Raw genomic sequence first — 24,728 nt, 5'->3', positions numbered from 1 at the left:
GCTCCCACAGGTTCAGCGCAAGTCTCAGAACTGCGCGATCCCTGTGGGAGCCGGCTTGCCGGCGATGGGCCGCAAAGCGGCCCTACTTGCTGGAGGCAGCGGTCTCGCGCAGAAGCCCGCACGATCAGGCTCAGTCTTCCCGCCGTTCGATCTCTTCGGCATAACGCGCCGCAAAGGCCATCAATGCCGGCCCCGCCCCCTGCAACGTCACCAGCGCACTGCGCAGGAAATTCAGGTTGCCCTCGACCCTGGCCCGGTCCAGCCACGGCCCGGCCTCGGCTATCTGCCCTCGCTCGACCAGCACCAGCGCCAGGCTGAACATCCCGCGGAAATCCCCCGCCTCGGCCGAACGCCGGTACCAGCGCATGGCCCGCACCGGGCTCGCGGCGGTGGCAATGCCCTGCTCCAGATACCGCCCATACAGGTTCATCGACTTGGCATGCCCCAACTGCGCGGCTTTCTCGTAGCACATCAACGCCTGGGACTGGTTGGCCGCCACCCCACGACCGGTGGCCAGCAGATTGGCCAGGTTGTACATCCCCCAGTCCAGCCCGGCGTCGGCCGCACGGGCATAGTGAATGGCGGCCTGGGCGAGATCCACCTCGCCACCCCAGCCGTGCTCGAGGCAACGGCCAAGCATGTTGTGGGCCATGGCGCTGCCGCCCTGGGCGGCAATGGCGAACCAACGGCGGGCTACGGTGGCATCCTCTTCGATACCGCGCCCATCGAGCAGGATCTGCCCGAGCAACAGCTGCGCCTCGACCGCCCCCTGCCCCGCCGCCGTGAGGATCGCCTGCGCGGCCTGCCCCGGGCTGTGCTCGAGCATCGCCTTCAGCCCGGCCACATCCACCACTTCCTCACGACGCAATTGATAAGACACGGCTCAGACCTCGGCCCAGCGGCGCAGCAGGTTGTGGTAGGTGCCCGTCAGTTGCAGCAGCGACGGGTGCTCTGGCACATCTGCGCCGAGCTGGCGGATGGCATTGTCCATCTCGAACAGCAAGGTGCGCTGGCTGTCCTCGCGCACCAGGCTCTGCGTCCAGAAGAACGCCGCATAGCGCGCCCCGCGGGTGACCGGGTTGACCTTGTGCAGGCTGGTGCCGGGGTACAGCACCAGGTCGCCGGCGGCCAGCTTGACCTGCCGCACGCCATAGGTGTCCTGGATCACCAGTTCGCCGCCGTCGTAGCTGTCCGGGTCGCTGAGAAACAGCGTCGAGGACAGGTCGGTACGCACGCGCTCCGGGCTGCCCTTGGGCTGGCGCAGGGCATTGTCGATATGGAAATCGAAACTGCCGCCCTCGCGATAGCAGTTGATCAGCGGCGGGAACACCTTGTGTGGCAGCGCCGCCGACATGAACAACGGGTTGCGCCACAGCCGCTCGATCAACGCACTGCCGATTTCCTTGGCCAGCGCATGGCCCTCGGGCAACTGCAGGTTGTGCTTGGCCTTGGCCGACTGGTATCCGGCGGTGATCTTGCCGTCGGCCCAGTCGGCCTGCTCCAGGGCCTCGCGAATGCGCAGGATTTCGTCGGCCTCGAACAGGCCTGGGATGTGAAGCAGCATGGCGACGGCACCGAGAGCGATAGGGGCGTCAATGATATTGATTACCTTTTACTCACCACAAGTCCCTTTCACCACGGCAAGACGCACGAGACCGTTAAAACCGTAAGGCCAAATTGTAAAGAATGTAAATTCCTGGCGAATGGTAACGCTTCTCAATTGTTCCTTACATTCGCTTACATTAACATCCGCGGCCTTCATACCTTGGGGAAGGTCTACAACAATGCGTCACGTGCCATCTGCTGTGAGTTCACCACGTCTGCTCGCCTCCGCCATCGGCATGGCGATCACCGCCACCTCGGCCTATGCCGCCGACCCGGCCGCCAGCAACGCCATCACCCTCGACGCCACCAGCGTCAATGGCAAGGCCGAACAGGCAAGCACCGAGTACAAGGTCGACAAGGCCTCGTCGCAGAAGTACACCGCGCCATTGGTGGACACGCCGCGCTCGATCACGGTGATTCCCCAGCAGGTGATCAAGGACACCAACGCCATGTCCCTGCAGGACGCCCTGCGCACCGTGCCCGGGATCACCTTCGGCGCCGGCGAAGGCGGCAACCCGCAGGGCGACCGCCCCTTCATCCGTGGCTTCGACGCCCAGGGCGACACCTACCTGGACGGCGTGCGGGACACCGGCGCCCAGACCCGCGAAATCTTCGCCATCGAGTCTGTCGAAGTGGCCAAGGGGCCGAACTCGGCCATTGGTGGCCGTGGTGCCGCTGGCGGCACCATCAACCTGGTGAGCAAGCGCGCACACCTGGGCAACTCGCTGGATGGCGCCTGGACCTGGGGCAGCGACCAGACCCAGCGTTACACCTTCGACGGCAACTACCAGTTCAGCGACAGCGTCGCCGGGCGCCTGAACCTGATGACCCACGAGAGCAACGTCGCCGGCCGCGACAAGGTCAACTACGACCGCTGGGGCATCGCCCCGTCGCTGGCGTTCGGCCTGGGCACGCCGACCCGCGTCAACCTCGACTACTACCACCTGGAAAGCGACGACCTGCCGGACTCCGGCATTCCCTACAGCGTGCCACGGGCTGGCAGCACCGCACGCACCTCTGCCCATCCGGACAAACCGGTGGACGGCGGCGACAGCGACAACTTCTACGGCCTGACCGGCCGCGACTTCCGCAAGACCCGTGTCGATATCGCGACCTTCGCCATCGAGCACGACCTGTCCGACACGCTGACCATCAAGAACACCCTGCGCCACGGCAACAGCATGCAGGACTACGTGCTGACCCAGCCTGACGACAGCGCCGGCAACGTCAACAACAACGGCGTCTGGCGTCGCGCCAACACCCGTGTGGGCAACACCGCCACCACCACCAACCAGACCGACCTGTTCGGCGAGTTCTACCTGGGCGGCCTGAAGAACAGCTTCTCCACCGGCGTCGAGTTCACCAAGGAAGAGTCCGACCGCCAGAGCTACACCGTCACCCCCAACAGCAAGCTCACCTGCACCGGGCCTGGCAGCGGCGGCAGCTGCACCTCGCTGGACAACCCGAACCCGGACGATGCCTGGGTCGGCACCGTCGCGCGCAACTACGCCGGCACCAAGACCAGCAGCAAGACCCGCGCACTCTACGTGTTCGACACCCTGGAGCTGACCCCGCAGTGGCTGCTCAACATGGGCCTGCGCTATGACCACTTCGACACCGACTACCGTGGCTACAATGCCAATGGCAGCACTGCGGTGAGCGCCAAGGGCGTACCCGCCAAGGGCCAGGACACCAGCGAGTTCATCACCGGCCAGCTGGGCCTGGTGTGGAAGCCGGCCGACAACGGCAGCATCTATGTGTCCTACGCCACTTCCGCCACGCCGCCTGGCGCCATGCTCGGCGAGGGTACCGAAGGCAACCCTCTGGGCAATGCCACCGACCGCTCCGGCAACCTGCTCAACAGTGACATGGAGCCGGAAGAAACCACCAACTACGAGCTCGGCACCAAGTGGGACCTGCTCGACCAGCGCCTGTCCCTGGCAGCGGCGCTGTTCCGCACCGAGAAGGAAAACGCGCGGGTCCAGGTCAATACCAACACCTACGAGAACGTCGGCGAAACCCGTGTGCAAGGCATCGAGCTGTCGGCCAGCGGCAAGCTGACCGACAAGTGGCAGGTGTTCGCCGGCTACACCTACATGCAGGCCCGCCAGATCGACGGTGGCCCGCTGGGCAAGGCCAACGACGGCAACCAGTTGCCCAACACGCCGAACAACAGCGCCAGCCTGTGGACCACCTACCAGCTGACGCCGAAGTTGACGGTCGGTGGCGGCGCCTTCTATGTCGACGACGTCTACGGCAGCGTGGCCAACACCACCATGGTCGACAGCTACGTGCGCTACGACGCCATGGCGGCCTACAAGCTGACCAAGAACATCGACCTGCAGTTGAACGTGCAGAACCTCACCAACGAGGTCTACTACGACAAGGCCTACTCCACCCACTTCGCCAACCAGGCAGCGGGACGCACGGCATTGCTGACCACCAGCGTCCACTTCTAAAAGCCGCACTCCAGGCCCCGTTCAATCGATTGAACGGGGCTTTTGCGTATCAAGGCATAATGCACGCCGCGCAGTTGCTGGCGGCAAGACAAGGTGATCGATGTGGTGAAGAAGACGCTGTTCCAATTGCACTGGTTCTTTGGCATCACCGCCGGCCTGGTGCTGGCGCTGATGGGCATCACCGGCGCGATCTGGTCGTTCCAGGAGGAACTGCTGCGCGCGTTCAACGCCGAGGTGCTTAAGGTCGAGGTACGCCAGGAAGGCGTGCTGCCGCCGGCCGAGCTGGTGCGCCGGGTCGAAGCCGCGCAAGGCGACCAGGTCTCCATGCTCTGGGTCGATACCCGCGACGGCAACGCGGCGCGGATCTTCTTCACCCCGGCCCCCGGCGAGCGCCGCGGTGCGCTGCGCTACGCCGACCCGTACACCGGCGAGCTCAAGGGTGAAGTCGCAGGCCTTGGCTTCTTCAACCTCATGCTCAACCTGCACCGGTTCCTGGCCATGGGCGACACCGGCCGGCAGATCACTGGCGCCTGCACCCTGATGCTGATCTTCTTCTGCCTCTCCGGGCTGTACCTGCGCTGGCCGCGCAAGGCCCTGAACTGGCGCACCTGGCTGACGCTGGACTGGGCTAAGAAAGGCCGCGCCTTCAACTGGGACCTGCACGCGGTGTTCGGCACCTGGTGCCTGTTGTTCTATCTGCTGTTCGCCCTGACCGGGCTGTTCTGGTCCTACGAGTGGTACCGCGAGGGCCTCAACCGCCTGCTGGCCGACCAGCCCGCGGCGGGCGAGCAGAAACGCGGCGAAGGCCGTGGCGGTCGTCATGGTCCGTCCAAAGTGGACAAGAATGCCCCGCCACGGGTGGTGGACTATGACGCCATCTGGGCCAACCTCAAGGCAGCCGCAGGCCCGGACCTGGCCACCTACAACCTGCGCCTGCCGCCGGCCGGCGGCCAGCCCGCGACACTGTTCTACCTGCTACAGGGCGCCGAGCACGAGCGGGCCTTCAACACCCTCACCCTCGACCCGGCCAGCGGCCAGGTCAAGCGTCACGAACGCTATGCCGACAAGTCGTTCAAGGCGCAACTGCTGCAAAGCGTCTATGCCCTGCACGTCGGCGAGTACTTCGGCCTGCCCGGGCGCATCATCGTCACCCTCGCCAGCCTGACCATGCCGCTGTTCTTCGTCACCGGCTGGTTGCTGTACCTCGACCGCCGCCGCAAGAAACGCCAGGTACGTGTCGCCCGTGGCGCGGTGGGTGATCAGGGCAACGCCGGCGACAGCTGGCTGATCGGTTTCGCCAGCCAGAGCGGTTTCGCCGAACAGCTGGCCTGGCAGAGCGCCGGCCAGTTGCAGGCTGCCGGCTTGCCGGTGCAGGTCCGTCCGCTGGCCGAGCTGGGCGAAGCCCAGTTACGCAATGCCAACCGCGCACTGTTCGTGGTCAGCACCTTCGGCGACGGCGAAGCCCCGGACAGTGCCCGCGGCTTCGAACGCAAGGTGCTCGGCCAGCCGTGGGCGCTGGAGCACCTGGACTACGCCCTGCTCGCCCTGGGTGACCGCCAGTACCCGCACTTCTGCGGCTTCGCCCGCCGCCTCCAGGCCTGGCTCGGCGAGCGCGGCGCCACCTGCGCCTTCAGCCCGGTGGAAGTGGACAATGCCGACCCCGCCGCGCTTGCGCTGTGGCAACAGGAACTGACGCAACTGACCGGCGCTCGTCCGGTCGCCGCCTGGCAAGCACCGAGCTTCGGCAACTGGCATCTGCTGCGCCGTGAACTGCTCAACCCGGGCAGCCAGGGCGCGCCGGTCTACCTGCTGGGCCTGCAGGCGCAAATGCCCGCGACCTGGGAAGCAGGCGACCTGATCGAGATCGTGCCGCGCAATGGCCAGCCTCGTGTCGATGCCTTCCTGGCAGGCCTGGGCCTCGATCCTCGTTGCCCGGTGCAACTCGACGGCCTGCAGGAAAACCTGGCGCAGGCCCTGGCCAGCCGCCAGTTGCCGGTCGGCCGCGAACACCTGGTGGGCCTGCATGCACAGGCGCTGGTCGATGCCCTGATCCCGCTGGCCGCCCGCGAGTACTCGATTGCATCCATCGCCAGCGACGGCGCGCTGGAGCTGATCGTGCGCCAGGAGCGCCACGCCGATGGCAGCCTGGGCCTCGGTTCCGGCTGGCTGACCGAGTATCTGCCACTCGATGGCAGCGTCAGCGCACGCCTGCGTCGCAACAGCGGCTTCCACCTGCCCGGCGGATCGGTCCCTCTGGTGCTGATCGGTAACGGCACCGGCCTGGCTGGCCTGCGCAGCCTGCTCAAGGCGCGCATCGCGGCGGGCGAGCAGCGCAACTGGCTGCTGTTCGGTGAGCGCAACCGGGCGCACGACCTGCTGTGCGGTGAGGAACTACAGGGTTGGGTGGCAAGCGGCGACCTGCAACGGCTGGACCTGGCTTTCTCACGGGACCAGGCAGAGAAGATCTACGTGCAGGATGTGCTGTTGCAGCAGGCCGACGAGTTCAAGCGCTGGGTCGATGAAGGAGCTTGCGTGTATGTCTGCGGTAGTTTGCACGGCATGGCTGCCGGCGTTGATGCGGCGCTGCAGGGCATGCTCGGTGAGGCGCGGGTGCAGCAGCTGATCGAGGATGGGCGCTATCGGCGGGATGTGTACTGACTGATAAAGCATCGCGGGGCAAGTCGGAGCGGTGTCCCGGCTTGCCCCGCGATGGAGTCAATGCAATTCGAAGGTATCGGCATCCATATTGGCCGGGAACCGCGCCCGGTACGCGGCCAACTCCGCCGCCCGCAGCACCACAGTGAACACCCCGTCGGCCTCGCCCGCGCTGAGCAGGCTCTCACCCTGGAAGTCCAGCACCTGGCTGTCGCCGGAATAGGCGAAACCCTTGCCATCGGTCCCCACCCGGTTCACCGCCGCCACAAAGCACAGGTTCTCGATGCCCCGTGCCGGCAGCAACCGGTTCCAGTGCAGGCGCCGCGCCGCCGGCCAGTTGGCGGTGTACAGCAGCAGGTCGGTGTCCTGGGCATCGCGGCTCCACACCGGGAAACGCAGGTCGTAGCAGATCAGCGGACGAATCCGCCAGCCCTTGAGTTCGAACTGCACCTGGCGCTCGCCCGGGGTGTAGTGCTTGTGCTCGCCGGCCATGCGGAACAGGTGGCGCTTGTCGTAGTGCAGAATCTCGCCATCGGGCCGCGCCCACAGCAGCCGGTTGCGATGGCTGCCATCGGCGGCCTGGATGATCACGCTGCCGGTGATCACGGCGTTGGCTTTCTTCGCCTGGGCCTTGAGCCATTTGTAGGTCGGGCCGTTTTCCGGCTCGGCCAGGCTTTCGGACTCCATCGAAAACCCGGTGGTGAACATTTCCGGCAGGACCACCAGGTCCACTTCACCGGCCTGGGTGATCAGTTCCTCGAAGTGCGCGTAGTTCGCCTCGCGGTCGTGCCAGGCCAGGGTGGTCTGCACCAGGGCGATTTTCAGGTTCGGCAGTTGGCTCAGATCGCGCATAGTCTCTCCGCTGCCTGGCGCAGCGTCTCCTCGCGTTTGGCAAAGCACAGGCGTACCAGGCGTTGCTCGGGGATGGGTTGCTGGTAGAACACCGACACCGGGATGCTGGCCACGCCATGCTCACGGGTCAGCCACAGGGCCATGTCGACATCGTTCAGGTCGGGGCGGATCTGCGAATAGTCCACCAGTTGGAAATAGGTGCCCGGGGTGCGGGTGAAGGTGAAACGCGAGGCCTGCAGCAGGTCGCAGAACAGGTCACGCTTGGCTTGGTAGAAGGCCGGCAGCTCGTCGATGTGCTCAGGGTGCTCGGCCATGAAGTCGGCCAGGGCGCACTGCAAGGGCGTGACGCCGCAGAAGTTGACGTACTGGTGCACCTTGCGCAATTCGGCACTGAGGGCCGGTGGCGCGACCACGTAGCCGGTTTTCCAGCCGGTGACGTGATAGGTCTTGCCGAACGAGCTGATGACGAAGGCTTTGCTGTACAGCTGCGCGTGGGCCAGCACGCTGGCGTGGCGCACACCGTCGTAGATCAGGTGCTCGTAGACTTCGTCGCTGACCAGGTAGATATCGCGGTTGCCGATCAACGCGGCCAGCTGGTCCAGGTCGTCGCGGCTGATCAAGGCGCCGCTGGGGTTGTGCGGCGAATTGAGGATGACCATGCGCGTGCGCGGGCTCAGGGCGTCGCTGAACTTCTGCCAGTCGATGCTGAAGCTGCCATCGCGCAGCGGCACATGCACGCAGCGGCCACCGGCCAGTTCCACCGACGGCTCGTAGCTGTCGTAGCTGGGGTCGAAGACGATCACCTCGTCACCGGGGTGGATCACCGCCTGGATGGCGCAGAAGATCGCCTCGGTGGCGCCCGGGGTGATGGTTACTTCCTGGTCGGCATCCACCGCCACGCCATACAGCCGGGCGATCTTGGCCGCAACCTGCTGGCGCAGGGCTGGCAGGCCGGTCATCGGCGAATACTGGTTATGCCCGGCGGCCACATGGCGGCCAACGGCATCGAGCAGGGCCTGGGGGCCGTTGAAGTCAGGGAAGCCCTGGGACAGGTTGAGCGCACCGGTCTGCATGGCCAGTTGCGACATGGTGGTAAAGATGGTCGTGCCGACGTTCGGCAGTTTGCTGCGGATCATGGAGCCCTCTTTCCTGGGGTTTGTCCGGCACGGGGGTGGATCCGAGCATAGCGGAACGAGCGGTCAGGAAAAAGGTTGAAACAATAGGGGGATTGCGGTGGATCAAAGGGCCCTATCGCCGGCAAGCCGGCTCCCACAGGTATTGTCGCTTGCGCATACGCTGTGGGAGCCGGCTAGCCGGCGATGAAGCCAGCACGGAATCAGCGCTTGTCGCGGCGCTTCTTCTCGGCCTTCTTGTGGTGCGACATCAGGCGGCGCTTCTTGTTGACCTGACGGTCGGTGAGGGTGTTCTTGTTGCCCTCGTACGGGTTCTCACCGCCCTTGTACTCGATGCGGATCGGCGTGCCGACCAGCTTGAGCACGCGGCGGTAGGTGTTCTCCAGATAACGCGAGTAGGACTTGGGCACCTTCTCGGTCTGGTTGCCGTGGATCACGATCAGCGGCGGGTTGGCGCCACCGAGGTGGGCATAGCGCAGCTTGATGCGACGGCCGTTGACCAGCGGTGGTTGGTGCTCGCTGATGGCGTCTTCGAGGATCTGCGTCAGGCGGCTGGTCGGCCAGCGAGTGACCGCCGACTTGAACGCGGCCTGCACCGACTTGTACAGGTGGCCAACGCCGGTACCGTGCAAGGCAGAGATGAAGTGGATGTCGCAGAAGTCGACGAAGAACAGCCGGCGCTCGAGCTCAGTCTTCACATAGTCGCGCTCGCCCGGCTCCATGCCGTCCCACTTGTTCAGTGCGATGACGATCGCCCGGCCAGCGTCGAGGGCGAAGCCCAGCAGGTTGAGGTCGTGGTCGACCACGCCTTCACGGGCGTCCATGACGAAGATCACCACGTTGGCGTCCTTGATCGCCTGCAGGGTCTTCACCACCGAGAACTTTTCGACTTCCTCGTGGATCTTGCCGCGCTTGCGCACGCCGGCGGTGTCGATGAAGGTGTACTTCTCGCCATCGCGCTCGAACGGGATGTAGATACTGTCGCGGGTAGTGCCGGGCTCGTCGTACACCACCACCCGCTCTTCACCGAGCATGCGGTTGACCAGCGTCGACTTGCCCACGTTCGGGCGGCCGATGATGGCGATCTTGATGCCGTCCTTTTCGCTCGGGCCGGGGATGCGCACGGCCTCTTCGCCTTCGGCGACTTCCAGATCGAGGGCTTCTTCTTCGGCGTCACGCGGAATGTGGCCGAGCACCGATTCCATCAGGGCGTTGATGCCACGGCCCTGGGAGCCGGCCACCGGAATCGCGTTGCCCATGCCCAGCGGCGAGAACTCGGCGCGGGCGATATCGGGGTCGATGTTGTCGATCTTGTTGGCCACCAGGATGGCCGACTTGTTCCGCTTGCGCAGGTGGTCGGCGATCATCTGGTCGGCGGCGGTCATGCCGGCACGGGCGTCGACCAGAAACAATACGTAGTCGGCTTCCTCGATGGCCATCAGCGACTGCTCGGCCATCTTCTCGTCCATGCCTACTTCGTCGCCGGTGATACCACCGGTGTCGATCAGGATGAACGAGCGACCCTGCCAGCTGGCATCACCATACTGGCGGTCACGGGTCAGGCCCGACAGGTCACCGACGATGGCATCGCGGGTCTTGGTCAGGCGGTTGAACATGGTGGATTTGCCGACGTTGGGGCGGCCCACCAGGGCGATTACGGGAACCATGCGGCTCTCCACTCTTGAATTCTTGAAAATGCAAAGGCCGCTGCAAGGCAGCGGCCGGAGTTCGGGCGGCGTTTCCTACGCCGCAACCTGAGCCCGCGAACGGGCCCAAGCATAGCTTCAGCGGATGGTCAGTGCCTCGAGCTTGCCGCTGTTGCCGAAGACGTAGATGGTGTCGCCGACCACAAGTGGGCGGGCGCGCAGGCCATCGCTGTCGATACGCTCACGGCCGACGAAGCGGCCATCGACCTGGCTGAGCAGGTGCAGGTAACCCTCGAAGTCACCCACCGCCACATAGCTGGAGAACACTTCCGGCGCCGACAGCTGACGGCGGGCCATGGAGTCGTTGCTCCACAGCGAGCTGGAAGAACGCTCGTCGACGCTCTGCACGGTACCCGACGCTTCGCTGACATAGACGTTGCCGAAGCCCTGGGCGACACCCACGTAGCTGGAGGCATCACGCTGCCACTGCACGCGGCCGCTTTCCAGGTCCAGGCCGGCGACGCGGCCCTGGTAGGTGCTGACGTACAGGGTGCCACCGGACAGCAGCAGGCCGCCGTCGATGTCCACCACGCGGTCCAGCTCGGAGCGGCCCTGTGGAACGGCCACGCGGCTTTCCCACACTGGCACGCCGTTGCTGATGTCGACCGCCACCACCTTGCCGGTGGACAGGCCGGCAACGGCCAGGCGGTTGGTCACCACCGGCGCACCGGTACCACGCAGGGTCAGCACGGCCGGGCTGTTCTCGTAGATCCAGCGACGGTCACCCGTGGCGGCGTCGAAGCCGACCAGGCGGTCGTCCTGGGTCTGCACCACCACCACGTCGCCATTGTTGGCGGGCGGTGCAAGCACTTCACTGGAGACGCGGGAGCGCCAGCGCTCCTCGCCGGTGCTGGAGTCCAGGGCAATGACCTCGCCCTTCAGGGTCCCCAGCATGACCAGGCCATAACCCACGCCCACGGCACCGGAAACCGGCAGCTCGAGGTCCTTCTTCCACACCACGTCACCGGTGATGCGGTTCAGCGCGAAGACCTCGCCGTTGACGTCGGAAGCGTAGATGCGGTCGTTCTCGATGGCCGGCACCAGGGTGTTGTAGGTCTCACCCTGGCCGTCACCGATCGAACGGCTCCACTGCTTCTTCAGCACCACTTCCTCGGTGAACTTGGTCAGCTCGGCCGGGGGCAGTTCCTTCTTGCTGTTGCTGCTGCAACCCGCCGCCAGGACGGCGAGGGTGAGCACTGCTGCTTGTTTCCAACCCTTCACTTCAGGCGTCCCCTTTGGCCAGGTCATCCAGCTTCAGTTGCAGGCCACCGATCGCGGCGTCGTCGGACAGCGCGGCCTTGGCTTTTTCGTAGGCGCCGTGGGCGTCGTCGGCACGGCCCAGCTGCACCAGCAGGTCGCCCTTGAGTTCTTCACGGCTGGCCAGGAAGGCCTTGTCGGTGTCGCCGTCGAGCAGCTTGAGGGCGTCCTCGGCCTTGTCCTGGGCCGCGAGCACGCGTGCCAGGCGCTGGCGCGAAATCTCGCTCAGGGTGGCGTCGGCCGGCTTGTCCATCACGCTTTTGAGTTCGCTCGCCGCGTCGTCCAGCTTGCCGCTCTCGACCGCCACCTTGGCGACGAACAGGCTGCCGTACTGGGCGTAGGCGGTGCCGCCGAACTCGCTCTTGAGCTTGCCGGAAAGCTCCGCCACCTTGCTCGCGTCAGGCTTGCCATCCGGCGTCAGCGAGGTTTCCAGCAGGGCCTGGTACAGCGCCGAAGCGCCTTGCGACTGGTTGGCCTGGTACTTGTGCCAGGTCTGCCAGCCCATCACCACCACACCGGCCAGCAGGGCGCCGGTCAGCAGTGGCTTGCCGTTGCGGTTCCACCAGTCCTTGGCCGCTGCCAGGCCTTCATCATCGGTACTCGACACCCCAATACTCCTATTCGCCTATTCGTTGTCGGACCGCATCACGCCTGGGCGATCGCGGTTTCCAGGTGCGCAGCAAGCGCATCCCAGGCAATGTTCTGTTGTTCGCCCTGGCCGCGCAGGGGCTTCACGCCTATCTCTTGCTTGGCCAGCTCGTCGTCGCCGAGGATCAGGGCGAACAGCGCGCCGCTCTTGTCGGCCTTCTTGAACTGGTTCTTGAAGTTGCCGCCACCGGCGTTGACCGCCAGGCGCAGGTTCGGCAGACGATCACGCAGTTGCTCGCTGATCTTCAGGCCGGCAAGCTCGGCCTGCTCACCAAAGGCGCACAGGTAGACGTCGATGGTACGGCTGATCGACTCTGGCACCTGGCCGAGGGTTTCGATCAGCAGCAGCAGGCGCTCGATACCCATGGCAAAGCCAACGCCAGCGGTCGGCTTGCCGCCCATCTGCTCGACCAGGCCGTCGTAGCGCCCACCGGCGCAGACCGTGCCCTGGGCTCCGAGTTTGTCGGTGACCCACTCGAACACGGTCTTGCTGTAATAATCCAGGCCGCGTACCAGCTTGGTGTTGATCACGAACGGGATGCCAGCAGCGTCAAGACGCGCCTTCACACCCTCGAAATGCACGCGGGACTCTTCGTCCAGGTACTCTTCGAGCTTCGGCGCGCCCACCAGGGCGGCCTGGGTGCCTGCGTTCTTGCTGTCGAGGATACGCAGCGGATTGCTCTTCAGGCGGCGCTGGCTGTCTTCGTCCAGCTGATCGATGCGCTGGGACAGGAACTCCACCAGTGCATCGCGATAGCGCGCGCGGGCTTCGCTGGTGCCAAGGCTGTTGAGCTCCAGGGTCACTGCGTCCTGGATACCCAGCAACGCCCAGAGGCGCCAGGTGAGCATGATCAGTTCGGCGTCGATATCCGGGCCGGCCAGGTTGAACACCTCGACACCGATCTGGTGGAACTGCCGGTAGCGTCCCAGTTGCGGGCGCTCGTGGCGGAACATCGGGCCCACGTACCAGAGCTTCTGCACCTGGCCATTACCGATGATGCCGTGCTCGAGCACTGCGCGCACGCAAGCGGCGGTGCCTTCCGGGCGCAAGGTAAGCGAGTCCTTGTTGTCCTGGAAGGTGTACATCTCCTTCTCGACGATATCGGTGACTTCACCGATCGAGCGCTTGAACAGCTCGGTGAACTCGACGATCGGCGTGCGGATCTGGCTGTAGCCGTAGCTGTCCAGCAAGCCGGCCACGGTGCCCTCGAAGTAGCGCCACAGCGGCGACTGGTCGGGCAGGATGTCGTTCATGCCACGGATGGCTTGCAGCGATTTGCTCACGAATAGTCCTTACGAATCTGTGTCTCAGCCGCGGGCGATCAGCGCCGCGTCGGCCTCGGCCTTCTCGGCCGCTTTCTGGCGGATGAGCTTTTCCAGCTCGTCGACCAGGTTGTCGTTGTTCAGCTTCTGCGATGGCTTGCCGTCGATGTACACCAGGTTCGGCGTGCCGCCGGTCAGGCCCACATGCGACTCCTTGGCTTCGCCAGGGCCGTTGACCACGCAACCGATCACCGCCACGTCCAGCGGCACCAGCAGGTCCTCCAGGCGCCCTTCCAGTTCGTTCATGGTCTTGACCACATCGAAATTCTGCCGCGAGCAGCTCGGGCAGGCGATGAAGTTGATGCCACGGGAACGCAGGTGCAGCGACTTGAGGATGTCGTAGCCGACCTTCACTTCCTCGACCGGATCGGCGGCCAGGGAAATGCGAATGGTGTCACCGATGCCTTCGGCCAGCAGCATACCTAGGCCGACGGCGGATTTCACCGTCCCCGAGCGCAGGCCACCGGCTTCGGTGATGCCCAAGTGCAGCGGCTGGATGATCTGTTTGGCCAGCAGGCGGTAGGCTTCGACGGCCATGAACACGTCTGAGGCCTTGACGCTGACCTTGAAGTCCTGGAAATCCAGGCGGTCGAGGTGCTCGACATGGCGCAGGGCCGATTCGACCAGCGCCGCCGGGGTCGGCTCGCCGTACTTCTTCTGCAGGTCCTTTTCCAGGGAGCCTGCGTTGACGCCGATGCGGATCGGGATACCACGGTCGCGGGCGGCATCGACCACGGCGCGCACACGGTCTTCACGGCCGATGTTGCCCGGGTTGATGCGCAGGCAGTCGACACCCAGCTCGGCCACGCGCAGGGCGATCTTGTAGTCGAAGTGGATGTCGGCGACCAGCGGCACGCTGACCAGTTTCTTGATTTTGCCGAACGCCTCGGCGGCGTCCATGTCCGGTACCGAGACACGGACGATGTCCACGCCGGCATCGACCAGGCGCTGGATCTGCGCCACGGTGGCGGCGACGTCGTTGGTGTCGGTGTTGGTCATGCTCTGCACCGCGATGGGCGCATCACCACCCACCGGCACATTGCCGACCCAGATCTTGCGGGATTCGCGACGTTTGATCGGAGATTCGCCGTGCATGACTTACTGTCCCAACTTCAGGCGAGCGGTTTCGCCACTGGTGAACGGGGCGACATCGACCGCCTGGCCGTTGTAGCTCACCTGGGCGCCGCGGGCGAAGCCCAGGCGCACCGCGAACGGTGGCTTGCCGGTCAGTTCCAGGCTGTCGCCCTTGCGCTTGATGGCGCTGAACAGCACCTTGCCGTTGCCGTCAGAGACCTGGGTCCAGCAATCGGCGGTGAATTGGATATGAACCTTGGCGCTGCCGGCCGGGGCCGGTGCAGCTTCAGCGGGCGCAGTCGGTGCGACCGCAGCGGTGGCCGCGACGGCTGCGGCTGGCGCGGTGGCGGCAGGCACGGCGGGGGTGACCACGGCAGGCGCGGTTGGCGCGACAACCGGTGCCACAGGCGCGGCGGCAGTCGGCGCGGCGCTGGTGGCTGGCGTGGCAGGCGCAACGGAGACGACTGGCGCCTGGGCCTCAGCGACCGGCGCCTGCTCGGCACTGCTCGGTTCCAGCGGCAGGGCCTGGCCTTCGGCCTGCTGGCCCTCGCTCACAGCCTGGTCTTCCGGTTCGTCCAGCGGGTGAATCTGCGTGGTGCCGTCGGCGCTCTCGACCTCGACGTGCTCCAGGGCGATCTTGGCCAGGTCCTTGCCGCGCAGGCTGCTCTGGTCCTGCCACCAGAAGAAGCCGCCACCGACCACGGCGACCAGCAGCAACAGGCTGACCACGCGCAGGATGTTGTGCGACAGGCGCACCGGCTCTTCGATGCGGCCCAGCGCGTGCACCTCACTGCCTTTGGCGTGGGTCCCGGTGATCTGGTCGAAGGCCTCGACCAGGGGCGCCTGGTCCATGTCCATCAGCTTGGCGTAGGCGCGGATGTAGCCACGGGCGAAGGTATGCCCGGGCAGCTTGTCGAAGGTGCCGTTTTCCAGGTTGTTCAGCGAAGATACCGTGAGGTTGAGCTTGCGAGCGACCTCGGCCTGGCTCCATTCGCGTTTTTCGCGGGCCTGGCGCAAGACGTCACCGGGGTTCTGGCGAGTCGCTGCTGCTACTTCAGTGTGCGCGGCTTTCATCGTTGCTCCGACAGGTATTGCTGATATTCCGGCGTACCGGGATAAAGTCGTTGTAATTGCTGGCCCAAGCGGGCCGCGGTGCCCTGCTCGTCAAGGGCAAGTGCCAGGCGATGGCCCAGCAGCAGGCTGCGGGCATTCTGGTCGCTCAGCTGGCTGAAACGATCGTAGTAATCCCGGGCCGGCACATAATGCCTGTTTTCGTAGGACAACTCAGCCATTTCGAGCAAAGCCTTCGGTTGCCGCTGATTGAGCCGAAGGGCCTTTTCCAGATATTCGCGGGCCTGAGCGCCCTGCCCCCGCTTCAAGGCGGTGAGCCCGAGGTTCTCGTGGACGCGCGAACGCTCAGGATACAGGGTATCGGCGGCGGCCTGGAGGAACATCGCGTGGGCTTCGTCGAAACGGCCCTGAGCATATAGGAAACTGCCGTAGTTGTTACGGATTCGCGTGTCATCCGGGCGGATGGCCAGGGCTTTGTCGAAATGCTCGCCAGCCAGGGCGGGCTCATCCTCGGCCTGGAACACCAGGGCGAGCGCCGCGTGGGCATCGGCGTCGCGGGCGTCGAGGGCGAGCGCTTTGGCCAGAGGGGCCTTGGCGCGCTCGGTCAAACCTTGTTGCAAATACCCCAGCCCCAACTGCACATAGGCCTGCCCCGCCGCCTCACGCCCCTGGCGGTTGGCCAGGGGGTCACCCGCGCCGCCGGACACGCAGCCGGCCAGCAGCGAAAGCGTCAGGATCGACAGCGCGGTGCGCAGGCTCATGGGGCAGGTGCTCGTCAGGGGCGCGCGGCGCTGTCTTGCGGCTCGTCGGCGGCCAGCTGACGCACGGCGATGTAGCGCTCGCTGCGGCGGGTGCGGTCATTGACCTGGCCTACCAGCTGACCGCAGGCGGCGTCGATGTCGTCACCACGGGTGGTGCGCGTGGTCACGTTGAAGCCGCCGTGGTGCAGCAGGTCCTGGAAGCGGCGGATGGCATTGTTGCTCGGCCGCTCGTAGCCGGAGTGCGGGAACGGGTTGAACGGGATCAGGTTGATCTTGCACGGCACATCACGCAGCAGCTCGATCATCTGCGCGGCGTGCTCGGGCTGGTCGTTGACGTCCTTGAGCAGGGTGTACTCGATGGTCAGCACACGCTTGCCGCCGAGGGTGGACATATAGCCCATGCACGACTCCAGCAGCATCTTCAACGGGTACTTCTTGTTGATCGGCACCAGCTTGTTGCGCAGCTCGTCGTTCGGCGCGTGCAGCGACAGGGCCAGGGACACGTCGATGTGCTTGGCCAGCTCGTCGATCATCGGCACCACGCCCGAGGTGGACAGGGTCACGCGACGCTTGGAAATGCCATAGCCCAGATCTTCCATCATGATCTTCATGGCGGCGATGACATTGTCGAAATTCAGCAAGGGCTCGCCCATGCCCATCATGACCACGTTGGTAATCGCGCGGTCGATCTTGGCCGGGACGGTCCCGAAGGATTTGTTGGCAAGCCACACCTGGCCGATCACTTCGGCGGCGGTGAGGTTGCTGTTGAAGCCTTGCTTGCCAGTGGAGCAGAAACTGCAGTCCAGGGCGCAGCCGGCTTGCGACGACACGCACAGGGTGCCGCGATCGTCGGTGGGGATGTAGACGGTCTCGACGCAGCTGCCGGAGGCAACGCGGACCACCCACTTGCGGGTGCCGTCGGCGGAAATGTCTTCGCTGACCACTTCCGGGCCCCGAATTTCGGCAACGGCCTCGAGCTTTTCGCGCAAGACCTTGCCGACGTTCGTCATGGCGGCGAAATCATCGACGCCAAAGTGGTGAATCCATTTCATCACCTGACCGGCACGGAAGCGCTTCTCCCCGATTGAGTCGAAGAACTGTTCCATTTCCGCCAGGGTAAGCCCCAGCAGGTTGATCTTGTCAGTCGATGTCGTCATGGATTCACCCTCACTCGTAAGCCTTCGCTTAGCGAGTGGTTACCTCGGTAGCAGCGAAGAAGTAAGCGATTTCGCGAGCGGCAGCGGCTTCGGAGTCCGAACCGTGAACGGCGTTGGCGTCGATCGACTCGGCGAAGTCGGCGCGGATGGTGCCGGCAGCAGCTTCTTTAGGGTTGGTGGCGCCCATCAGCTCACGGTTCAGAGCGATGGCGTTCTCGCCTTCCAGAACCTGAACAACGACCGGGCCGGAAGTCATGAAGGCAACCAGGTCACCGAAGAAGCCACGAGCGCTGTGCTCGGCGTAGAAGCCTTCGGCTTCTGCCTTGGACAGTTGCTTGATTTTCGAAGCGACGATTTTCAGGCCGGCTTCTTCGAAGCGAGTGGTGATCTTGCCGATGACGTTTTTGGCAACGGCGTCAGGCTTGATGATGGAGAAAGTACGTTGAACAGCCATGGAAAACTCCAGAAATATGAGTGTTGCGAAAAATTAAACCCGCGAATTATACGCGGGTTCCGGGGGATTGCCTAACCTGCAGCGTGCGTTCAGTCGGCTTCGTCGATCCAGGCCGCCTGGATGGCCTCGAGAACCTTCTCACCGCAACGCGACGGATCGTCATCGAATTCAGGCAGCGCCATCACCCAGGCGCGCAGATCGACGAAATTCACGTAATGAGGATCGACCTCAGGCTTGCTTTCCGCAAGCTGGATGGCGATCTCAAGTACATCAACCCATTTCAGACTCATGTACAAAACCTCAGTGCGGCGCTTCGGCGGCGTGGTTGAGCGAGTATTTGGGGATCTCGATGGTGAGGTCCTCATCGCCGACGACCACCTGGCAACCCAGGCGCGACTGCGCCTCCAGGCCCCAGGCCTTGTCCAGCATGTCTTCCTCCAGCTCATCGGCCTCCTCAAGGGAGTCGAAGCCCTTGCGGATGATGCAGTGGCAGGTGGTGCAGGCCTTGACGCCGCCGCAGGCGCTTTCCATCTCGATGTGATGGTCGTGGGCCAGCTCCAGGATATTGGTCCCGGACGGCACTTCCACGGTCAGCCCTTCGGGGCAGAACTTCTCATGCGGCAGGAATGTCACCAGCGGCATCGATTACTCCTCGATCTCATTCAGGTTGCGCCCGGCCAGTGCGGCTTTGACCGTCGAATCAAGGCGACGGGCGGCAAATGCATCGGTCACTTGCGACAGACGCTTGGTCTGTTGCTCGATGGCGGCGCCATCGGTGCCGCTCAGCAAATCACGTAGTTCCTGCATCTGGAATTCGATCGCGTCGCGCTCGTCACTGCTGAGCAGGCGTTCGCCATCGGCGTCCAGGGCGCCCTGCACCGCTTCGAGCAGGCGCTCGGCGTCGACCTGGTGCTCGCGCAACTGGCGCGCGTGCTTGTCGGAGCCGGCATGCTCGAACGAATCCTTGAGCATGCGGGCGATCTCGCCATCGGTCAGGCCATAGGATGGCTTGACCTGGATGCTCGATTCCACGCCCGAACCCAGCTCGCGGGCCGCGACGCTGAGCAGGCCATCGGCGTCGACCTGGAAGGTCACGCGGATCTTCGCCGCACCGGCCACCATCGCTGGGATGCCGCGCAGCTCGAAGCGTGCCAGCGAGCGGCAATCGCTGATCAGCTCGCGCTCACCCTGCAGGACGTGGATCATCATGGCCGACTGGCCATCCTTGTAAGTGGTGAACTCCTGGGCGCGGGCCACCGGGATGGTGGTGTTGCGCGGGATCACCTTCTCCATCAGCCCGCCCATGGTCTCGAGGCCGAGCGACAGCGGGATGACGTCCAGCAGCAACAGCTCGCCGCCTTCGCGACGATTGCCAGCCAGGGTGTCGGCCTGGATCGCGGCACCGATGGCCACCACCTGGTCGGGGTCGATCGAGGTCAGCGGGGTACGGCCAAACAGTGCGCCGACCGTCTCGCGTACGCGCGGCACGCGGGTCGAACCGCCGACCATGACCACCGCGCCGACTTCTTCGAGCTCGACGCCGCTGTCACGCACGGCACGACGGCAAGCCTTGAGGCTGCGGGCGACCAATGGCTCGATCATGGCGTCGAACGCCACCCGGCTCAGCTCGCCCTGCCAGGCGCCGTGGCTGACACCGACCACGTCGGCGTCGGTCAGGGCTTCCTTGGCCGCGCAGGCAGCCTGCAGCAGCTGGCGCTGGGTGGCTGGGTCGAGGTCGGAGGAAAGCCCCGCCTGCTCGATGATCCAGCCAGCGATGGCGTGGTCGAAATCATCGCCGCCCAGGGCGGTATCGCCACCGGTGGCCAGCACCTCGAAGACACCGCCGGTCAGGCGCAAGATGGAAATATCGAAGGTACCGCCGCCCAGGTCGTAGATCGCCACCAGGCCTTCGGCATTCTGGTCCAGGCCATAGGCCACGGCCGCCGCGGTAGGCTCGTTGAGCAGGCGCAGGACGTTGAGACCGGCCAGTTTGGCGGCGTCCTTGGTTGCCTGGCGCTGGGCATCGTCGAAGTATGCCGGCACGGTGATCACCGCACCCACCAGCTCGCCGCCGAGGGTTTGCTCAGCGCGATGGCGCAGTACCTTGAGGATATCGGCCGACACTTCCACCGGGCTCTTCGGGCCCTGGACGGTGTCGATGAACGGCATGTGCGACTCGCCACCGACGAAGCGGTACGGCAGTTGCTCGCCCAATTGCTTGACGTCGGCCAGACCGCGCCCCATCAGGCGCTTGACCGACAGGATGGTGTTCAACGGGTCGCTGGAGGCGGCATCACGGGCGACCTGGCCCACTTCGCTGCGACCTTCGAGATAACGCACGGCCGAGGGCAGGATCACCTGGCCCTGGTCGTCGGGCAGCGGCTCGCTGCGCCCGCTGCGCACGGCGGCGACGAGAGAATTGGTGGTGCCCAGGTCGATACCCACCGCCAGGCGGCGCTGGTGCGGTTGAGGGCTCTGACCGGGTTCGGCGATCTGCAGTAGGGCCATGCTTATCTGAGTACCTTAGGCGTCATCACGGGCGACGCCGGGGTTAATCGTCGAGGCGCTCTTCGAGTTGGCGCACTTCTTGGGCGAGCTTGTCGAGGAACTGCATGCGGCGCATCAGGCGCTCGGCCTTGTCGCGCTGGATTGCATCGTCCCAACAGTCGGCGAAGTCATTGTTCAGTGCGTCCTGGGCACCCTTGAGGCGCTTCTTGAACACACCGACACCGTCAAGGTCGGCTTCGTCCTGCAACTCTTCGAGCTCTTCGCGCCACTGCATCTGCTGCAGCAGGAAGTCCGGATCATGCACCGTGACTTCCTGGGGCACTTCGTGGCCACCGATGGCCAGCAGGTAACGGGCGCGACGCGGCGCGCTGCGCAAGGTCTGGTAGGCGTCGTTCAGCGCCGCAGACTTTTCCAGGGCGACACGCTGCTCACGCTCGGAAGCGTCGGCGAAGCGGTCGGGGTGGACCTCACGGGCCAACTCGCGATAGCGAACGGCCAGTTTGTCGAGGTCCAGGCGGAAAGCCGGTTGCAGGTCGAACAGGGCGAAATGGCAAAGAGTACCCACGGCCAGCCTCAAACGTTGAAGCTTTCGCCGCAGCCACACTCACCGCGCACGTTGGGGTTGTTGAACTTGAAACCTTCGTTCAACCCTTCCTTGACGAAGTCCAGCTCGGTGCCGTCGAGGTACACCAGGCTTTTCGGGTCGATGATGACCTTCACGCCGTGGTTCTCGAACACCTGGTCTTCGGCGGCGAGCTCGTCGACGAACTCCAGCACGTAGGCCAGGCCCGAGCAGCCGGTGGTGCGCACGCCCAGGCGAATGCCCTCACCCTTGCCGCGCCCGTCAAGGGAGCGGCGAATGTGGTTGGCGGCGGCTTCTGTCATGCTGATAGCCATCGGAACTCCTTACCTCGCAGTCGACTCAGACCAAGCCTTTCTTCTGCTTGTAGTCGCGAACAGCGGCCTTGATGGCATCTTCGGCGAGCACGGAGCAGTGGATCTTGACCGGCGGCAATGCCAGCTCTTCAGCCAGCTGGGTGTTCTTGATGGTCTCGGCCTCGTCCAGGGTCTTGCCCTTCATCCACTCGGTGGCGAGGGAGCTGGAGGCGATGGCCGAACCGCAACCGTAGGTCTTGAACTTGGCGTCTTCGATGACGCCCTGCTCGTTGACCTTGATCTGCAGGCGCATCACGTCACCGCAGGCCGGGGCGCCGACCATGCCGGTACCGACGTCCGGATCGTCGGCGTTCATCTTGCCGACGTTGCGCGGGTTTTCGTAGTGGTCGATGACCTTTTCACTGTATGCCATGGTGCAATTCCTTCCTCATCAGGGAGCCGCTCTTGCCGGCGACTGCTTAGTGGGCGGCCCACTCGATCTTGGAGATGTCGACGCCGTCTTTGTACATGTCCCACAGCGGCGACAATTCGCGCAGCTTGTTCACGGCCTCGCAGACTTTCTGCGCGGCGTAGTCGACTTCTTCCTCGGTGGTGAAGCGACCGAAGGAGAAGCGGATCGAGCTGTGCGCCAGCTCGTCGTTGCGGCCCAGGGCGCGCAGGACGTAGGACGGCTCGAGCGAAGCGGAGGTGCAGGCCGAACCGGACGAAACAGCGATGTCCTTGAGCGACATCAGCAGCGACTCGCCTTCGACGTAGTTGAAGCTCAGGTTCAGGTTGTGCGGCACGCGCTGGGTCTGGCTGCCGTTGACGTACAGCTCTTCGAGGTCCGAGACCTGCTTGAAGAAGCGGTCGCTCAGGGCCTTGATGCGCACGTTTTCAGCCGCCATTTCCTGCTTGGCGATGGCGAAGGCTTCGCCCATGCCGACGATCTGGTGGGTCGGCAGGGTGCCCGAACGCATGCCGCGCTCATGGCCACCACCGTGGATGATGGCTTCCAGGCGCACACGCGGCTTGCGGCTGACGTACAGCGCGCCGATGCCTTTGGGGCCGTAGACCTTGTGCGCCGAGAACGACATCAGGTCGACTTTAAGCTTTTGCAGGTCGATCTCGACCCGGCCGGCCGACTGGGCGGCGTCGACGTGGAACAACACGCCGCGCGAACGGGTCAGTTCACCGATGGCGGCGATGTCGTTGATCGAGCCGACTTCGTTGTTCACGTGCATCAGCGAGACCAGGATGGTGTCGTCGCGCAGGACGGCTTCGACCATCGCCGGGGTGACGATGCCGTCTTCACCTGGCTCGAGGTAGGTGACCTCGAAACCTTCACGCTCGAGCTGGCGAGCGGTATCCAGGACCGCCTTGTGCTCGATCTTGGAGGTGATGATGTGCTTGCCCTTGGTCTGATAGAAGTGCGCCACGCCTTTGAGGGCGAGGTTGTCGGACTCGGTGGCACCGCTGGTCCAGACGATCTCGCGCGGATCGGCGTTGATCAGCTCGGCGACCTGGCGGCGGCCGTTCTCGACTGCTTCCTCGGCTTTCCAGCCGAACACGTGGGAGCGCGAGGCCGGGTTACCGAAGTTCCCGTCAACCAGCAGGCACTCGGCCATCTTCTGGGCGACACGGGGATCGACCGGCGTGGTCGCGGAGTAATCGAGGTAGATCGGCAACTTCATTGAGTATCTCCTATCAGGCGGTGGCGTCGCTCGTCGCTGCAGTTTCAGTCGACGGCGGACGTCTCAATCTTGTCCAGCTGGGCGGTTCGGCCTGCGACGCGGCGCAGGTCCTGGCGCTGGGCGACTTCCTGCACCTCGCGGCGCATGACGAGGTCGGCCAGGCTGATGCCACTGAGGAATTCATGGATCTGCTGGCTCAGGTCGCACCACAGGTGGTGAGTCAGGCAGGTATCACCGGCGTGGCAATCCCCCAGGCCCTGGCAACGGGTGGCATCGACCGATTCGTTGACCGCGTCGATGACCTGGGCCACCTGGATGGTTTCCATGCCTCGCGACAGCTGGTAGCCGCCGCCTGGGCCGCGAACGCTGGATACCAGGCTGCTGCGGCGCAGCTTGGCGAACAGCTGTTCCAGATAAGAGAGGGAAATGCCCTGGCGCTCGGAAATATCGGCCAAAGACACCGGCCCCTGCTGCGCGTGCAACGCCAGGTCAAGCATGGCGGTCACGGCGTATCGGCCTTTGGTAGTCAGTCGCATGGCGTATGGGTACCACGGGAGTTACAGGATGTGTGCGAGTATGCGATTCCCGAGCATTTAAGTCAACTATAAGACCTAGTGCTTTAGTCGGGTATGCATGCGGGAGGCGGCCGCGAGTGTAGCAGACAAGGGGCGCGAGCACACGCCCCTTGTATCGGGCCGGCGCAATCAATGCGACCGAGTGTCGCCCTGCTTCAGCTCGACGCAGGCTTCGGCGAAGTCGTCGTCGGGCAGCGCCGGCAGTTCCTTGGCGCAGTAGTCACTGCCCATCCGGGTCAGCGCGCCACACATGCCCTCCAGGCGCTCGTCGACGGCCTGCAGGTGGTCGAGCATCTGGCCGATGGCGCGCGCCACCGGGTCTGGCATGTCGCCACTGACGCCATAGGCGTCGAAGCCGATCTTCTCGGCCATGGCCTTGCGCTTGGCCTCGACGGCATCATCCTCGGTCTTGACGATGATCCGCCCCGGGATGCCCACCGCCGTGGCGCCGGCCGGCACCGCCTTGGTGACCACGGCGTTGGAGCCGATCTTGGCCCCGGCCCCCACGGTGAACGGGCCCAGAACCTTGGCCCCGGCACCAACCACGACGCCGTTTTCCAGGGTCGGGTGACGCTTGCCCTTGTTCCAGCTGGTACCACCAAGGGTGACACCCTGGTAGAGGGTCACGTCGTCGCCGATCTCGGCGGTTTCGCCAATGACGATGCCCATGCCGTGATCGATGAAGAAGCGCCGGCCGATGGTCGCGCCCGGGTGGATCTCGATGCCGGTCATCCAGCGACCGAAGTTCGACACCAGGCGCGCCAGCCATTTGAAATCGCGCTTCCACAGGGCATTGCCCAGGCGGTGCAGCCAGATGGCGTGCATGCCCGGGTAGCAGGTCAGCACCTCGAAGGCGTTGCGCGCCGCCGGGTCACGATGGAAAACACTTTGAATATCTTCACGCAGACGCTCGAACATCG

The 24,728-nt window shown here is 64.7% G+C and carries 24 protein-coding genes; 2 read left to right on the top strand and 22 right to left on the bottom strand.

From position 1 onward, the window contains the following. Positions 1–130 precede the first annotated feature (130 nt). Entirely contained in the window at positions 131–880 is a 750-nt protein-coding gene (locus tag AAHK21_RS18530) for a tetratricopeptide repeat protein (RefSeq protein ID WP_367857990.1), read from the bottom strand. A gap of 3 nt (positions 881–883) precedes the next feature. Beyond that, positions 884–1,564, bottom strand: coding sequence for a Fe2+-dependent dioxygenase (locus tag AAHK21_RS18525; RefSeq protein ID WP_046854262.1), 681 nt, complete (start codon positions 1,562–1,564; stop codon positions 884–886). A gap of 220 nt (positions 1,565–1,784) precedes the next feature. Here AAHK21_RS18525 and AAHK21_RS18520 point away from each other — a divergent pair, with 220 nt between their 5' ends. Beyond that, positions 1,785–4,064 carry a TonB-dependent receptor gene (locus tag AAHK21_RS18520; RefSeq protein ID WP_367857989.1) on the top strand — a complete coding sequence of 760 codons (2,280 nt, stop codon included), beginning with the start codon at positions 1,785–1,787 and terminating at the stop codon, positions 4,062–4,064. Between the two features lie 102 nt (positions 4,065–4,166). Next, positions 4,167–6,722, top strand: a complete 2,556-nt coding sequence (locus AAHK21_RS18515; protein ID WP_367857988.1) for a PepSY domain-containing protein — start codon at positions 4,167–4,169, stop codon at positions 6,720–6,722. Between the two features lie 57 nt (positions 6,723–6,779). Here the strand turns inward: AAHK21_RS18515 and AAHK21_RS18510 are convergent, their stop codons facing one another. The 20 genes from AAHK21_RS18510 to cysE form a co-directional block, all read right to left on the bottom strand. Further along, positions 6,780–7,571: an amidohydrolase gene (locus tag AAHK21_RS18510; RefSeq protein WP_046854260.1), complete on the bottom strand. Its 792-nt coding sequence runs from the start codon at positions 7,569–7,571 to the stop codon at positions 6,780–6,782. Further along, complete coding sequence (locus AAHK21_RS18505; RefSeq protein WP_367857987.1) at positions 7,559–8,707, bottom strand: pyridoxal phosphate-dependent aminotransferase; 1,149 nt, start codon at positions 8,705–8,707, stop codon at positions 7,559–7,561. Before AAHK21_RS18505 ends, AAHK21_RS18510 begins: the two co-directional genes overlap by 13 nt. Before the next feature lie 200 nt (positions 8,708–8,907). After that, the gene (gene der / locus AAHK21_RS18500) at positions 8,908–10,371 is read right to left on the bottom strand and encodes a ribosome biogenesis GTPase Der (RefSeq protein WP_046854258.1); all 1,464 of its coding nucleotides are present in this window, start codon (positions 10,369–10,371) and stop codon (positions 8,908–8,910) included. Between the two features lie 117 nt (positions 10,372–10,488). Then, on the bottom strand, positions 10,489–11,631 hold the full coding sequence (gene bamB / locus AAHK21_RS18495; RefSeq protein WP_046854257.1) for an outer membrane protein assembly factor BamB: 1,143 nt from the start codon (positions 11,629–11,631) through the stop codon (positions 10,489–10,491). Position 11,632: 1 nt separating this feature from the next. After that, positions 11,633–12,274 (bottom strand): tetratricopeptide repeat protein, encoded by a 642-nt coding sequence (locus AAHK21_RS18490; RefSeq protein WP_038706767.1) that lies wholly within the window; start codon positions 12,272–12,274, stop codon positions 11,633–11,635. 38 nt (positions 12,275–12,312) lie between these two features. Next, positions 12,313–13,599, bottom strand: a complete 1,287-nt coding sequence (gene hisS / locus AAHK21_RS18485) for a histidine--tRNA ligase (RefSeq protein WP_217868438.1) — start codon at positions 13,597–13,599, stop codon at positions 12,313–12,315. A 24-nt stretch (positions 13,600–13,623) separates the two neighbouring features. Further along, complete coding sequence (gene ispG, locus AAHK21_RS18480) at positions 13,624–14,733, bottom strand: flavodoxin-dependent (E)-4-hydroxy-3-methylbut-2-enyl-diphosphate synthase (protein WP_011532347.1); 1,110 nt, start codon at positions 14,731–14,733, stop codon at positions 13,624–13,626. Between the two features lie 3 nt (positions 14,734–14,736). Further along, positions 14,737–15,786, bottom strand: a complete 1,050-nt coding sequence (locus AAHK21_RS18475; RefSeq protein ID WP_367857986.1) for a RodZ domain-containing protein — start codon at positions 15,784–15,786, stop codon at positions 14,737–14,739. After that, complete coding sequence (gene pilW / locus AAHK21_RS18470; RefSeq protein ID WP_367857985.1) at positions 15,783–16,544, bottom strand: type IV pilus biogenesis/stability protein PilW; 762 nt, start codon at positions 16,542–16,544, stop codon at positions 15,783–15,785. The genes AAHK21_RS18475 and pilW overlap by 4 nt, the downstream gene beginning before the upstream one ends. Positions 16,545–16,558: 14 nt before the next feature. Continuing rightward, positions 16,559–17,701 carry a 23S rRNA (adenine(2503)-C(2))-methyltransferase RlmN gene (gene rlmN, locus AAHK21_RS18465; protein ID WP_028689594.1) on the bottom strand — a complete coding sequence of 381 codons (1,143 nt, stop codon included), beginning with the start codon at positions 17,699–17,701 and terminating at the stop codon, positions 16,559–16,561. Between the two features lie 28 nt (positions 17,702–17,729). Beyond that, positions 17,730–18,155, bottom strand: a complete 426-nt coding sequence (gene ndk / locus AAHK21_RS18460; protein WP_008092560.1) for a nucleoside-diphosphate kinase — start codon at positions 18,153–18,155, stop codon at positions 17,730–17,732. An 89-nt stretch (positions 18,156–18,244) separates the two neighbouring features. Continuing rightward, positions 18,245–18,445, bottom strand: a complete 201-nt coding sequence (gene iscX / locus AAHK21_RS18455) for a Fe-S cluster assembly protein IscX (RefSeq protein ID WP_023630071.1) — start codon at positions 18,443–18,445, stop codon at positions 18,245–18,247. Between the two features lie 10 nt (positions 18,446–18,455). After that, positions 18,456–18,797: an ISC system 2Fe-2S type ferredoxin gene (gene fdx / locus AAHK21_RS18450; protein WP_046854253.1), complete on the bottom strand. Its 342-nt coding sequence runs from the start codon at positions 18,795–18,797 to the stop codon at positions 18,456–18,458. Positions 18,798–18,800: 3 nt separating this feature from the next. Next, the gene (gene hscA / locus AAHK21_RS18445; RefSeq protein WP_367857984.1) at positions 18,801–20,663 is read right to left on the bottom strand and encodes a Fe-S protein assembly chaperone HscA; all 1,863 of its coding nucleotides are present in this window, start codon (positions 20,661–20,663) and stop codon (positions 18,801–18,803) included. A 43-nt stretch (positions 20,664–20,706) separates the two neighbouring features. Continuing rightward, positions 20,707–21,228 carry a co-chaperone HscB gene (gene hscB / locus AAHK21_RS18440; protein ID WP_367857983.1) on the bottom strand — a complete coding sequence of 174 codons (522 nt, stop codon included), beginning with the start codon at positions 21,226–21,228 and terminating at the stop codon, positions 20,707–20,709. An 8-nt stretch (positions 21,229–21,236) separates the two neighbouring features. Then, the gene (gene iscA, locus AAHK21_RS18435) at positions 21,237–21,560 is read right to left on the bottom strand and encodes an iron-sulfur cluster assembly protein IscA (protein WP_023630636.1); all 324 of its coding nucleotides are present in this window, start codon (positions 21,558–21,560) and stop codon (positions 21,237–21,239) included. A 25-nt stretch (positions 21,561–21,585) separates the two neighbouring features. Further along, entirely contained in the window at positions 21,586–21,972 is a 387-nt protein-coding gene (gene iscU / locus AAHK21_RS18430) for a Fe-S cluster assembly scaffold IscU (RefSeq protein WP_023630637.1), read from the bottom strand. 46 nt (positions 21,973–22,018) lie between these two features. Next, entirely contained in the window at positions 22,019–23,233 is a 1,215-nt protein-coding gene (locus tag AAHK21_RS18425; protein WP_046854251.1) for an IscS subfamily cysteine desulfurase, read from the bottom strand. 44 nt (positions 23,234–23,277) lie between these two features. Next, positions 23,278–23,769 carry a Fe-S cluster assembly transcriptional regulator IscR gene (gene iscR, locus AAHK21_RS18420; RefSeq protein WP_023630639.1) on the bottom strand — a complete coding sequence of 164 codons (492 nt, stop codon included), beginning with the start codon at positions 23,767–23,769 and terminating at the stop codon, positions 23,278–23,280. Between the two features lie 168 nt (positions 23,770–23,937). Then, the gene (gene cysE, locus AAHK21_RS18415; RefSeq protein WP_046854250.1) at positions 23,938–24,726 is read right to left on the bottom strand and encodes a serine O-acetyltransferase; all 789 of its coding nucleotides are present in this window, start codon (positions 24,724–24,726) and stop codon (positions 23,938–23,940) included. Between the last annotated feature and the right edge of the window lie 2 nt (positions 24,727–24,728).

The organism is Pseudomonas sp. TE50-2 (assembly GCF_040813665.1).
GTDB lineage: Bacteria > Pseudomonadota > Gammaproteobacteria > Pseudomonadales > Pseudomonadaceae > Aquipseudomonas > Aquipseudomonas soli.
This window is presented reverse-complemented; position numbering and strand designations above follow the sequence as displayed.